Below are 11,990 nucleotides of genomic sequence, written 5' to 3'. Positions count from 1 at the left end.
GAGGACAACCATGACCTACGGAAACGGCAACCCGTTGCTGGATGCGGAGACCACCCTGGTGGGCTGGACCAACCGCAGCGCTATCCGCAATAGCGAGCACACCTTCCTCTCAGGGGAGGAGGTGCTGCTGAACACCAAGCTCGATGCTGCATCGCGGTTCTCGCTGGTGGTGTCCCACCCTGGCGCCGATAGCCCGGTGGAGGTGGAGCTACTGCTGGCCCCGGTGCTGCGTGATGGCACCACCGGCAACTGGATCAGCGCTGCCACCGTCGCCCTGCCGGCAGAGGGCGGCCGGGTGGAGGCCTTCCTCAGCGGTCGTGACCTGCAGCTCAATGCCGCTGATCTGGCGGATGTGGATCTGCCGGCGGTCTGCTTTGCCAAGGCACTCGTCTCCCCCGCCACACCGGAGGGGATGCACGTGGGCCTGACCGCCACCATCCCCGCCTGATGGCCATGACGACTCTTGTTCGCCATGACCTCAGTGACCCCGCCACTCCCGAGGGGATGGTGCGGATCGTGCTGGGGGGCAGCTACCGGTTCATCTGGCCGGTGCATCTGGGCGGCTGGCAGAGCCTGGGCTGGCAACTGCAGGCGGCTGCTGGTCTACCGGCGCCGGAACCACGGCTGCCTGAGCTGGAGCTGGACCTCGAACTCGACCCAAATTTGCCTTCAGACCCAGACCCAGACCCAGATCCAGCCCCTGACCCAGAACTGGATATGGCAGTGCTGGACGTTCAGACATCACCTGCAGTGGACGAGAGCGACCCCAGTTCTGAACTTGACCCAGCCTTTGAACCGCAGGTGGGCCCTGACGCTGAAACAGCAGAGGTATTACCGGTGGAGAAGGCAAGCGACTTCCAGGCGATGACCAAGGCCCAGATCACTGAGTACTGCTCAAGTGTCTATGGGGTCGAGCTCGATGGCAGCCAGACCAAGGCGGAGCTGGTGGAGCAGGCCACCTCCCTGGAACTTCAGGCCGTGACAGCGATCGATGGGCCACACCCGGATGCGCTGTTGGATGACCCCCTGATCTGAGGAGGAGCACCGCATGTCGCTGACACAGCAGAGCGCACCGAAAGGTGCGACACGCACCCCAGCAATCAGCAGCAGCGGCATCAGCGCCCAGCTGGTCCGCCTGCTGCCGCCCTTGGGTTGCCCGGGTCAGCCGCTCTGGGTGCCGCCCAATGAGGTGCAGCGTTGGGAGCAGCTGGGTTTTGGCCGTGCGCCGATCCCCGCTGCCGACCTCGAGCTGAGCTGGCAGCCGGCTGGCCAGGAGTCAGGCGGCCTGATCCCGATTGAGCTGCTGCTCAACCCGCGCCTGACTCCCCCCAATGCGGTGACGCTGGACTGGGGTGATGGCCTTACCGAAACCCTGCCCTGGCCGGCAGCCGCTGACGGCAATGCTCGCTTGCGACACAGCTACGCAGGCCGCAGCGATTACACGCTCCAGGTTGAACTCAGCGGCAATGGCATCACGGCGTCCTTGCTGCTCAGCCTGGCGGGCTGTGTCCCGCGTCAACCCCCTTGGCCGATTGGCGTCAATCAAGTTGGCCGGTGAGGGGAACTGATCGCCCCCCAGTTGTCGCCGGCGACAACTGGGGGGCGATGACGCTGGAGGCGACACGAAAACTGAGCCACACATCAGTCCGAGCCATTGCCAGCACTGACTTCCTCTGATCGGCACCAGGCGACAACCACGTTGGCCGGTTAGGCGCCGAGACCTCTGCTGAGCCTTGCCCTGGAGCGCACGAGCCGGCGGACCGCACAGTCCGCCGGCAGCGCGGAGCTCCCCGCCGGGGTCTGGCACCATCGGCACCAGGTTGTCGCCGGACGACAATCTCCCGGGCTGTTCTCCGCTTCTCTACGGCTGCTGTGGCTATTTGCTGCCGCTGCGCCGGCTTGCTTGGGCGCGGCGGTGGCTGTCGCCGCTGATCTCGACGATGTGGCAGTGGTGCACCAGCCGGTCCACCGCCGCCACGGTCATTGAGCTGCTGGGGAAGATCTCATCCCAGGCGGTGAACGGCTGATTGGCGGTGATCAGCAGCGATCGGCGCTCGTAGCGGTGGCAGATCAGCTCAAACAGCACGCTGCTCTCCTGTTCATCCCGCCGCACATAGCCAATGTCATCGATCAGCAGCAGCGGGTAGCGATCCAGCCGCTCCAGCGCTGCCGGCAGGTTGTATTCGGCGCGGGCCTTCTGCAGCTCCTGCACCAGGCTCGTGGCGGGATAGAAGCGGCAGGCCTGATCCAGGCCGATCTGCGCCAAGGCGATGCCGACCGCCAGGTGCGTCTTGCCCACACCGCTGGGGCCGAACAGCAGCACGTTCTCGCCCCGCTGCAGCCACTCGCTCTGGCGGCTCAAGGCCTCCAGTTCCTGCCATCGGTGCGCCTCGATCCGGCCGCCATGGTCGTAGTCCGCCAGCGCTTTGCTCCAGGGCAGCTGGGCCGCGCGCAGCAGCCGGTGCTGGCGGGCCTGCTGGCGTTGCTCCATTTCCTGCTCGCACAGGGCATAGAGAAACTGACTGGGGCTCCAGCCCTCGCCCTCAGCCTGCGAGGCGATGCTCTGCCAGTGGCAGCGGATCCATGCCAACCGCAGCTGTCGCAGCAGGATCGGCAGGGCGGCTTCCGCCGCCTGGGGCCGCGGGATGGAGGGCAAGGAGGTCGTCATAGCTCTGCAGGCTGTGTTGGGGAATGCGTTGCGGTGGGTGGGGGCGATGGGGCGGCAGCCGGAAGCGTTGCTGCAGCGCCGCCAGCGACAGCCCTTGCCGTTGATGGGCCTTCTCGAGCCAACCCAGCACTGGCTCGTAGCCCGCCAGGCGGCAGCCCACATACAGCGCCTCGACCATCAATCGGGCGGCGGCGTCACGGTCACCGCCATTGCGCAGCTGCTGCCACAGCTGCCACCAGCGCTCATCGGGGAACAGCTCCCGCTGGTAACTGCAGTGCAGCAATGCCCGGGGTTTTCGCCTGAGCGCATCGATCAGGTGCTCCAGATCGATGCTCCACGCCCGCCCATGACGCTCGACACCGCCGTGGCGCCGCTCCAGTTCGCAGGCGATCTGCCGGCCCAGAAGCAGCTGCAGCCGGTCGTGGAAGATCCGCACCGTCAGCCGCTGGTCGATCAGCCGCGGCGGCACCGAATACACGACTCTGCGTACCTCGATCGTGCTGGTGCGCCGCACCGTGAGCTGTTCAATGTCGTAGTCGGCAAAACGAAACCGCGGTAGTGGCCGCAGCGCCGCCTGCTCCTGCTCCAGCCGGATCAGGCGCGGCCTGTTGTACTGGTCAATCACCGCGGCCAGAAAAGCCTGGTATTCAGCCAGCGACTCGAAATCACTGCTGCCGCGCAGCAGCAACGCCTGCTCGATCCGCCGCTTGAGATGGCCATGGGGACTCTCCACACGGCCGTTCTCATGCGCCACCCCCAGGTTGTTGCGGCTGTAGGCCAGGCTGTAGTGGCTGCAGAGGGCGTGATAACGGCGGGTGATGTCGGAGCTGAAACTGCCGTTGCGGTTACGGCACGCTGCTGATAACCGGTCGATGCGCAGTTCACCTGGCACCCCGCCGCAGGCAGCCAGAGCGTTCTGCAGACCCTCGGAGAGGGCTGCAAAACTCTCGCCGCCCTGGACCACCTGCGCATAGCTCCAGCCGCTCCAGGCCAGGCGGTAGTGGAACAGCAGATGGGGGAACACCTGGCCGGCGATCGTCACCTCCACCCCCTTGAGCTGGGTGAAGTCACAGAAGGCAATTTCGCCAGGCTCATAGCTCAAAGGGAAGATCACCTCCGGCGCCGGGCCGTGCAGTGCCTTCCACTCCCGCACCCGGCGCTGCAGGGTGCGCTGTAGCGGAATCCAGTCCACATCAGGTTTCTGCTGCTGCAGATGCTCCAGGAGCGTGATCGGCGTCAGCGCGGGTGAGCGCTGCAGCAACGGCACCAGCTCCTCCTCCCATACCCCTACCAGCGGATCGGGGCGGGTGCGGCCACGGGGCTGGTTCGCCCGCGGCTGCAGCTGATTGCATTCAATCCGGCGAGCACTGCGCACTGAGATGCCCGCCGCCGCGGCAGCAGCCTCCTGGCTGCTGCCGCCTCGTCGTTTCGTCATGAACAGATTGCGTTGGTGGCTTGTCAGTGGTGCCGGCATCACCTGGTCCCTGCGCATCGGCACCAGGGTCTCCAGCACTCACCCCACCGGCCAACGAGCTTGTCGCCGACCGGCCAACTTCATTGTCGGCGGACAGCTGACCTCGCTCACGGTGATCTCCATGGGGTGACGGTGCTACGGCGAGGCGATCGAGCTGTTCACCAGCAGCAGAAGCGAACCCTCCAGGACCATCAAGGTGTCTGCAGCACTCTGATCAGGGCTCCCCATGGCTCCAGACAAGGCCTGGCCCTCGGCCCTGCTCCTGGATCTGCAGGGGGTTCTGATCGAGGATCAGCGCGCCCTGCCGGGGGCGGTTGACACGGTGAACCTGGCCCGCCGCAGGGGGGTCGCCATCCGCTTTGTGACCAACACCGCCACCCGCCATCACGACGACCTGTTGCAGGATCTGCAGCAGCTGGGCTTGGCGGCGGAGCCCTCCGAACTGGCCACCGCTCCCCTGGCGGCCAGAAGCTGGCTGGAGCGAGAACACCGTCACCCCCTGGCCCTGGTGCATCCGGCGATTGCGCCGCTGTTCGCCGGCAGCAGTGGCGAGCCGCCGGATTGCGTTCTGCTGGGGGATGGCCGTGATCTGCTCAGCTACGCCAACCTCAACAGAGCTCTGGAGCTGCTGATGCAGGGGGCGCCGCTGATCGGCATCGGCCGCAACCGCCGCTTCCGGGAGGCGGGGCGCTGGATGTTGGATGCCGGGGCCTTCCTACAGGCCCTGGAGTACGGCGCCGATTGCACCGCTCTGGTGATGGGCAAGCCCTCGGCGGAGTTCTTCTCCGAGGTGGTGCGCTCACTGGGGCTGCCGGCCGATGCCTGCCTGATGGTGGGCGACGACGTGGAGGCCGATGTGTGCGGCGCCGCGGCCGCAGGTCTCAGGGCCTGGCTCGTTCAGACCGGCAAGTACCGCCCAGGCGACGAAGCTCAGTTGCCCAGGGGCTGCGCCGTCATCAGCGGCATCGGGGCCCTGCCGAAACAGCTCGGCTGGTGAAGGCACGACATCAGGAAGTGCTGCAAGAGAGCAGCACCGCTCAGGCCACCTCAGGCGCCCAGCCCTTCTGGCGGACCATGTCATTGGTCCAACCTTGGCAGCGGCTCGCTAGGTGCTCGCCGTGGACAATCAGGCCCTGGTGCAGCTGACAGGTCATCGCCGAGATGCAGTTCAACCCCGCGTGGTGGGGAAACTGTGACAGGTAATGCAGACCTCCTTGCGGCAGTATTTCCTGAGCAGCACGCTCTCATCGAGAAACGGCCACTCTTCAACTGGGGGTTCCAGTCGGGGCGCCAAGACCGCCGACAGGGGCAACGGGACACACATGAACCACTCCAGATGCGTACGCCTTTACTAGTACGGCTTCATTGGTCTGGTCACGGCTGCGCTTGGGGGTGGCCAGGCTGGCGCTGGCTGTGCTGACGACTCAGGCCAGTCGGTTTTCTGAGAGCTGGCGGAAGGCATCGTTCAGCAACACCACCTCGGACAACGACTGCTCCAGGACCGAGAAGCGCTGGGGATCGAACAGCTGATCGACATCGAAGTTGAGGATCGGCCGGATTCCCTCCGGGACGCTGAGGAAATCGTGCAGCTTGCGCAGCATCTCGCCGGCATTGTGGTTGGCCAACTGCAGCTTCTCCCGCTCCCCATTGAAGGCATCCAAGGCCTGCTGTAGCTGGGGGATGGCTCCTTCCAGCAACTCATTGCCCTTGGCTTTGGCCAGGGTGTCGATCACCGAGGAGCGCAGCCCATCGATCTTGCCCAGGGCTTTGTTGGTCCACGACCGCTCCCGCAGGCACTCCATCGCCACCTTGACGGCCTTGAACTCCACGGAGAGATCTTCCAACTGGGCGATGCCACCGCCGCTCAGCCAGTTGGCTACACCGCTGGCGGAGCGGAGCTGCATCCGCTCGGCCGGTGGGCTGAGGCTGATAAACACCTCCTCGGTGGTCAGCTTCTTGCTGTTGGAGGTAAGCGTGCGGCAGCGCACGTCAATCCGCGGGGTCTGCAAGTTGCCGGACAACTTGACCGACTGGATCACGCCAAAGCTTTCCTTGATGTGGCAAGGGGCCTGTCGAACGCGCCGATCCGCGGCTTCCACCAAGGCCTGGAGTTGCCGGTGGTTCTGCTGCAGCAGTGCATAGACCACAGCAACGGTGGCCAGGATCAAGAGCCCCGCCATCAGGAAGGCCTGCCAGTAGGCGAGCACAAAGCCCAGGGCCACCAGAGCCAGCAAGGTGCCGCAGCCTGTGGCGCATCCGTTGTTCTGCTGGGCCATCGACGAGCAGCATTGCGTTGGCGTTGCCGCCACTGCCATCAGCATCAGTCAGCCGCCATGCAGGCGCCACCGCCGCAGGTGCCAGCCATGCGGAACTCGCATGCCCAGCCGTTTTGGTGTTGCTTCCTGGCCCTCCGGTGGCTTTTGCTGGAGTGCCCGACCAGCCGCCATGAATCCGACTGAGGTTGTGGATGACCTCCCGGCGAGCTCTGACTCGGCCCTGGTGGCTGCTTCGCCGGAGTGCAAGGGAATCCGTGCCACCAGCGATTTTCCGCGCGATCTCAGTGGCCTTTCCCCGGAGCAAATCGCGCACACCTACAGCGCGATGCGCAACAGCCATGCCTCGCTGGCACGTGCCCGCGGCCAGCTGCAGCGCCGCTCCCGCGAGCTGCGCGAGGCCCGTGATCGCTTCCTGGCCACCCTCTATGGCTATGAGGAGCGACTGGTGGCCATCGGCAAGGAAAAAGCCGAGGCCCTTTCCCTGGCGCAGGAGCTGAACCGGGAACTGGAGCTCTTTGAAGGCAAGCAAGAGGCCCTCGATCGATTGCTCACCGACCTCGATGAGGCCAAGGAGCAGGCGGGCTTCTGGAGCATCCTGCGCATCACCGAACTGATCGCCAAGATGCGGGACCTGCTCCGCGGAGGAGCCTCCAGCAATGGCTGAATTAAGCGAGCGCTTTGCCGAGTTGATGGCCCGGCTGTCCAAAAGCGACGCCGAGTTGTTCCGCACCCTCGGAGAGCAGAACGCCAGCGTGCGACAGATAGTGGAGGACCTTACCGGCCCTGCGGCCGCTGCTGCGGGCACGGTCCCGCTAGCTACCACCGCGCTCGCGCCCCAGGCCCTGCTGGCTCCAGAGGCGTGCTCCCTCCACGCCTTGAAGACCCGATTCCGTCGGGTGGCCGATGCGCAGGTCTGGGCAGAAGAGCGCCTGGGCCCCGCTCCCAAGAAGCCCACCTGGGCGGAGCTGGAGCAGACTTTCCGCACCGGTGCCTGGCCCGTGAAGGCCAGCCGGCGCGCTTCCAGCACAGCAGGGCTCCAAGCCGCGCAGCTCGAAGAGCGGCTGCTACAGCGACTGAATCTGATGGAGCAAAAGTTGGTGCAGCGCATTGAAGGGCTCCAAGAGCTGATCCGTTCGCTGTTGGTCGGCTGATGACGGGGGCCGAGTCCTCACGCTTGGAGGTGCTGGGCCGTTTCCTGTTGCGCGGCCTGCGCGTTGGCGTCAGCACGGCGGCAATAGTGGAACTGCTGCGCAATGACTGGACCAGCGGCATCAGTGCAGGCGTGGCCTGGCTGGTGTTTCTGCAGGTGGAGCGGCGGCTGCCGCAACTCACCCCAGATCCCGAGGATGAATCCGCAGTTCGGCATAGCCGGTGGCCGGATCCAGCTGCCGGCAGAAGCGCCACTCCGGCAGCAGGCCAACCACGAGCTCAGCGGTGGTGCGCACCAGCGAGCCGGCGCAGAGATGGCCACCGATCACGGTGCCGCGGCTGTCGGCCACTGCCACATGTAGGTGAACCCCATCGGGCGAGAGCGTGCCCGCGAGGCTGAGGATCTCCAGGTCGCCCGTGATCGTGGTGCTCTTCTGCTGGCCGGCCAGCCGCAGCTGGAGCACCGACAAGCTGCCAACGGCGCTGATCACGCAGCCAGCCTGCTCCTGCTGCTGAGCCATCCAGGTTTCCAGCGCCAGGCGCAGGTCGTCGCCGGGGCTGAAGCGCATTGGCACCACCCTCATCGATTGGGCCCCTCCAGCAGGGACTGCACCATCACGAGGGCATCCACGTAACCCAACTGTCTGTGCCGGAACGCCCCCGGCAGGGTGCCGACCACCTGGAAGCCGTTGCGCTGCCAGCAGTGGATGGCTGCTGCGTTGGTGCTCACTACCAGGTTGAACTGCATTGAGCGAAAGCCCAGCCGCCGCGCCGCCTTAAGAGAGTGCTGGCAGAGCCGGCTACCGATGCCCTGGCGGCGGCAGTGCTCGGCCACCACGTAGCCCGCGTTGGCGACATGAGCGCCGAGGGCCAGGGAGTTAGGCCTCAGGTAGTAGGTGCCTACCAGGCTTCCAGCTGCATCGGCGGCCACCATCACCGCCTGGCTCTGCTCCACCCACGCCACCCGGGCTGCGGCCTCGGTGATGGCTGGGTCGTGGGGGAAGGTTTCACCGGCGCGGAACACCGGCTCCAGCAGCGTCCACACCGCTGGCCAGTCGGCCGCCTCATAGGGGCGGATCTGCAGGGGGGATGCCACTGGGGCCCAGCTGGACGAAGGTGCCGCTGCATCCTGGCGTCAGCCATGAAGCCCCCTTCATGAAGGCCCATTGCCTCCCGTGAAGAGCGGTGTCGATCGCCTTTCAGCCCTTGCTCAGCCCTGCCGCCAGATCCATGCTGATTGCAACGGGATTCGGAGGCTCCACAGATGAAAGACACCCCCCTGAGCAGCAGATAGGAGCGCGCTGACGATCCGGCCCCTGCTCCAACACTCTCAACGGATCTCTGATGTTCCTGGCTTGAACGGCCGTCCACTGCATCGCCTTAGGTGCCCCGGACCCAGTGGAACGTCACCCTCGACACCTGGCCCCAGGTGCCAGCGCCGGCAGCTCCGCCCACAACTGAAAAACACCTGATCTGACGATCAACCGACCGCACAGCTGAGCCCGCACCCCTTGGGACGGCACCACGGCTGAGCAGGCAAACGCCCGGGGCCAACGCTCCGGGCTTTGTTGTGGGGATAGAGCCAGTTCAGAGCATCCCACCAAGCCGGATCAGGGCACCCACCACCACAAAGGCGATCGCCAGGGCGGTGATGCTGCGGATGTGCCAGGCCAGGCTGCTCAGGTTGGCGTCGGTGAGGTGGGGGATCAGCCTCAGCCGGGCGTGAATGGCCAGGGCAGCTGTGGCGGCCAGCAGCAGCAGCTTGACGCCCACCAGCAGCCCGATCGAATTGGCCGGGTTGAACAGGCCCTGGAAGCCTGGCAGGTAGATCCAGCCCATCCACAGCCCGGTGACCACCTGGATGGCCAGGGCCGTGAGACCGAGCGGCTCAAACACCTCCTCGAAGGCGCGGACCTGGGCCGCGCTCTGTGCTCGCAAGGCCCCGGGGAGCACCCCCAGATCCAGCACCAAATGCCCGCCGGTCCACACCGTGGCGGCCAGGGCATGAACAATCACCAGCAGCGGGAACACAGGCACGGCAGCACCCGGGCATCTGCTTCCACGATGGGTGCAATCGAGCGGGCTGTGCTGTGAAGGTGATCGTGGATCTGTGCGTGGTGCCGATCGGGGTGGGCGTGCACCTGGCTCCCTACATCGCCGCCTGCGAGACGGTGCTCACAGAAGCAGGCCTCAAGATCCAGCTGCATCCCAACGGCACGGCGATCGAGGGCGAGTGGCAGCCGGTGTTCCAGGCGATTGATGCCTGCAACCAGGCGGTATACGGCATGGGCTGCCCTCGGATTTACACAACGGTGAAAGTCAACCCCCGCACGGACAAGGAGCAGATACTGGAAGACAAGGTGGCCAGCGTGCGGGCACTGCTTTGAGCGCGGGGTCGCCGTGATCTGGCGACATCGAAAAGTGAGCCAGTCGGTCGCTTTCTCATTGTCAATCCCTTGAACTCAGGGGCGGCGGCGGGTTCCACTGCGGCGTGCAGACCTGCCAGCCGGATCTGCGCTTCTTGGCCCAGAGCTTGATCGCCTCATCTCGCATCAGCTCCCTGCGATGTTTGAGCAGTGGTGGCTCCCCGCCGGGCATCACCTCTCCAAAAGTCCCTTCCAGGCTCTGACTCCAGCGGTCGTAGCGGCAGGGCTGGAAATGGAGCACCTGACGGCCATCGTTGAGCCAGCCCCCCTGCGGAGAGAGCGGCGGATGCTGCTTCCTGTCACTGACGTGCATGGGGAGCATTGGGGAGGGCTTTGCGATACGCCTGGATGAAGGCTTCGAGGAACAGCTCACGCCACTGGTCTCGCTTCAGTGCTCCAGGGCGAGATCGCCACCGCGGCCGCCCGCTTCTTCGGCCACGCCGATGCGGGCGAAGAGATCGGTACTATCTCGGTTGAGGTTCAGCACCTCCACGGCGCTGCCGCCGAGCTTGAGCCGGCGGATCACCTGGTCGAGGGCCGTGACGCCGCTCTGGTCCCAGATATGGGCCTCGGCCATATCGATCGTGACCCGGGCCGGGTGTTCGTGGAGCTCGAAACCCTGACGGAAATAGATGCTGCTCACGAAGAAAAGCTGGCCGCGCACCCGATAAAGGCGGTGATCAGGCGCCAGCTCCTCGCTGGACACCGCAATCACCTTGGCCACCTTGCGGCTGAACATGATTCCGGCCAGGGCCACGCCCGCCAGCAGACCCACCGCCAGGTTGTGGGTGAGCACGGTGACTACCACCGTCAGCAGCATCACGGCTGTGTCGCTCTTGGGAATGCGGCGGATGGCGCGGATCGAACTCCAGTTGGCGGTGTTGATGGCGATCATCACCATCACCCCCACCAGGGTGGCCATCGGAATCTGATTCACCCAGCGGCTGGCCAGCAGGATCATCGCCAGCAAGGCCACCCCGGAGCTGAGGGTCGAGAGGCGGGTGCGGCCGCCGTAGCCCACGTTCATCACCGACTGGCCCACCAGGGCGCAGCCGGCCATGCCGCCGAACAGAGAGCTGACGATGTTGCCGATGCCCTGGCCGCGCGCCTCGGAGTTCTTGGAGCTGGAGCTGTCGGTGAGGTCGTCGAGGATGTCCTGGGTGAGGAAGGTCTCCATCAGACCCACCAGCGAGATCGCCAGTGCCGTGGGCAGGATCAGCCCCAGGGTCTGCAGGTTGAATGGCACCTGGGGCAGGCCCAGTTGCGGCAGGCCTTCAGGGAGGGTGCCGAGGCTAGCCACAGTGGGGATCTTGAGCCCCAGCTGAATGGAGAGTCCGGTGGTGATCAGGATGGCCACCAGGGCCGAGGGTACGGCGGTGGTGAGCCGCGGCAGCAGATAGATGATCGCCAGGGTGAGCGCCATCAGGCCCCACACCACTGGCAGCTGACCAGCGATCAGCGTCACCGCCTCGGGATGAAACACATCGAGGCCCAGCTGCGGCAGCTGCGCCAGGATGATGAGGATTGCCAGCGCATTCACGAAGCCCGCCATCACTGGCTGGGGCACGAAGCGCATCTGATGGGCGAGGCGTAGGTAGCCCCAGGCGATCTGAAAGAGGCCGGTGAGGATGCCTGCGGCCAGCAGGTATTGCAACCCCAGACCCTGGCCGAGGGCATTGCCCTGCTGCACCAGCCCGGTCATCAGCAGGGCCGTGGAGCCGGTGGCCGACGTGATCATGGCCGTGCGACCACCCACCACAGCAAGGGTGACTGAGAGCAGAAAGGCCCCGAACAGGCCCACGCGCGGATCGACGCCGGCGATGCCGGAGAAGGCGATCGCCTCCGGAATCATCGCGAAGGCCACCACCAGGCCAGAGAGGATGTCGCGGTGGGGTCGGCCCCACCACTCCTTGAGGGAGAACGTCATCAGTTGGTACAGATCAGTCGTGGCGCCCACTTCAAGGGCGAAGTAGGGCAAGAAGACATCGGCCGGCCCG

Annotated in this window: 15 protein-coding genes; 7 read left to right on the top strand and 8 right to left on the bottom strand. The window is 65.6% G+C overall.

The window, feature by feature from the left end; all coding sequences use genetic code 11:
- Window positions 1-10 precede the first annotated feature (10 nt).
- The 3 genes from H8F27_RS16040 to H8F27_RS16030 are packed head-to-tail and all read left to right on the top strand — an operon-like array spanning window position 11 to window position 1,558.
- On the top strand, window positions 11-448 hold the full coding sequence (locus tag H8F27_RS16040) for a hypothetical protein (RefSeq protein ID WP_197149422.1): 438 nt from the start codon (window positions 11-13) through the stop codon (window positions 446-448).
- 5 nt (window positions 449-453) lie between these two features.
- A complete protein-coding gene (locus H8F27_RS16035; RefSeq protein WP_197149421.1) occupies window positions 454-1,035 on the top strand; it encodes a hypothetical protein in 582 nt (193 codons plus the stop codon).
- A gap of 13 nt (window positions 1,036-1,048) precedes the next feature.
- Window positions 1,049-1,558 (top strand): hypothetical protein, encoded by a 510-nt coding sequence (locus H8F27_RS16030; protein WP_197149418.1) that lies wholly within the window; start codon window positions 1,049-1,051, stop codon window positions 1,556-1,558.
- Window positions 1,559-1,876: 318 nt separating this feature from the next.
- Here H8F27_RS16030 and istB read toward each other — a convergent pair whose 3' ends face one another.
- Together istB and istA are read right to left on the bottom strand one after the other, a co-directional pair.
- Window positions 1,877-2,590 (bottom strand): IS21-like element helper ATPase IstB, encoded by a 714-nt coding sequence (gene istB / locus H8F27_RS16025; protein WP_231596186.1) that lies wholly within the window; start codon window positions 2,588-2,590, stop codon window positions 1,877-1,879.
- On the bottom strand, window positions 2,544-4,181 hold the full coding sequence (istA, locus tag H8F27_RS17810; RefSeq protein ID WP_231596371.1) for an IS21 family transposase: 1,638 nt from the start codon (window positions 4,179-4,181) through the stop codon (window positions 2,544-2,546). The genes istB and istA overlap by 47 nt, the downstream gene beginning before the upstream one ends.
- Window positions 4,182-4,368: 187 nt before the next feature.
- Here istA and H8F27_RS16020 point away from each other — a divergent pair, with 187 nt between their 5' ends.
- Window positions 4,369-5,139, top strand: coding sequence for a TIGR01458 family HAD-type hydrolase (locus H8F27_RS16020; RefSeq protein ID WP_197149416.1), 771 nt, complete (start codon window positions 4,369-4,371; stop codon window positions 5,137-5,139).
- A gap of 427 nt (window positions 5,140-5,566) precedes the next feature.
- Here H8F27_RS16020 and H8F27_RS16015 read toward each other — a convergent pair whose 3' ends face one another.
- The gene (locus tag H8F27_RS16015) at window positions 5,567-6,418 is read right to left on the bottom strand and encodes a hypothetical protein (RefSeq protein WP_197149414.1); all 852 of its coding nucleotides are present in this window, start codon (window positions 6,416-6,418) and stop codon (window positions 5,567-5,569) included.
- A gap of 187 nt (window positions 6,419-6,605) precedes the next feature.
- On the opposite strand from H8F27_RS16015, the gene H8F27_RS16010 reads away from it, so the two are divergent.
- Window positions 6,606-7,082, top strand: coding sequence for a hypothetical protein (locus tag H8F27_RS16010; RefSeq protein WP_231596370.1), 477 nt, complete (start codon window positions 6,606-6,608; stop codon window positions 7,080-7,082).
- Window positions 7,075-7,569, top strand: a complete 495-nt coding sequence (locus H8F27_RS16005) for a hypothetical protein (RefSeq protein ID WP_197149410.1) — start codon at window positions 7,075-7,077, stop codon at window positions 7,567-7,569. The genes H8F27_RS16010 and H8F27_RS16005 overlap by 8 nt, the downstream gene beginning before the upstream one ends.
- Window positions 7,570-7,746: 177 nt before the next feature.
- On the opposite strand, the gene H8F27_RS16000 is transcribed toward H8F27_RS16005, so the two are convergent.
- From H8F27_RS16000 to H8F27_RS15990, 3 genes are all read right to left on the bottom strand, one after another.
- Complete coding sequence (locus H8F27_RS16000) at window positions 7,747-8,151, bottom strand: PPC domain-containing DNA-binding protein (RefSeq protein WP_197149408.1); 405 nt, start codon at window positions 8,149-8,151, stop codon at window positions 7,747-7,749.
- Window positions 8,148-8,663: a GNAT family N-acetyltransferase gene (locus H8F27_RS15995; protein WP_231596369.1), complete on the bottom strand. Its 516-nt coding sequence runs from the start codon at window positions 8,661-8,663 to the stop codon at window positions 8,148-8,150. Before H8F27_RS15995 ends, H8F27_RS16000 begins: the two co-directional genes overlap by 4 nt.
- Before the next feature lie 491 nt (window positions 8,664-9,154).
- Window positions 9,155-9,604, bottom strand: a complete 450-nt coding sequence (locus tag H8F27_RS15990) for a CopD family protein (RefSeq protein ID WP_231596368.1) — start codon at window positions 9,602-9,604, stop codon at window positions 9,155-9,157.
- Between the two features lie 53 nt (window positions 9,605-9,657).
- On the opposite strand from H8F27_RS15990, the gene H8F27_RS15985 reads away from it, so the two are divergent.
- Complete coding sequence (locus H8F27_RS15985) at window positions 9,658-9,954, top strand: MTH1187 family thiamine-binding protein (RefSeq protein ID WP_197149406.1); 297 nt, start codon at window positions 9,658-9,660, stop codon at window positions 9,952-9,954.
- 61 nt (window positions 9,955-10,015) lie between these two features.
- On the opposite strand, the gene H8F27_RS15980 is transcribed toward H8F27_RS15985, so the two are convergent.
- On the bottom strand, window positions 10,016-10,315 hold the full coding sequence (locus tag H8F27_RS15980; protein WP_231596367.1) for a DUF1651 domain-containing protein: 300 nt from the start codon (window positions 10,313-10,315) through the stop codon (window positions 10,016-10,018).
- A gap of 66 nt (window positions 10,316-10,381) precedes the next feature.
- Window positions 10,382-11,920 (bottom strand): SulP family inorganic anion transporter, encoded by a 1,539-nt coding sequence (locus tag H8F27_RS15975; RefSeq protein ID WP_197153655.1) that lies wholly within the window; start codon window positions 11,918-11,920, stop codon window positions 10,382-10,384.
- Between the last annotated feature and the right edge of the window lie 70 nt (window positions 11,921-11,990).

The organism is Synechococcus sp. CBW1108, assembly GCF_015840335.1.
Lineage (GTDB): Bacteria > Cyanobacteriota > Cyanobacteriia > PCC-6307 > Cyanobiaceae > Cyanobium_A.
Note: the sequence above shows the minus strand (reverse complement) of the source record. Positions and strands in the feature narration are given on the sequence as shown.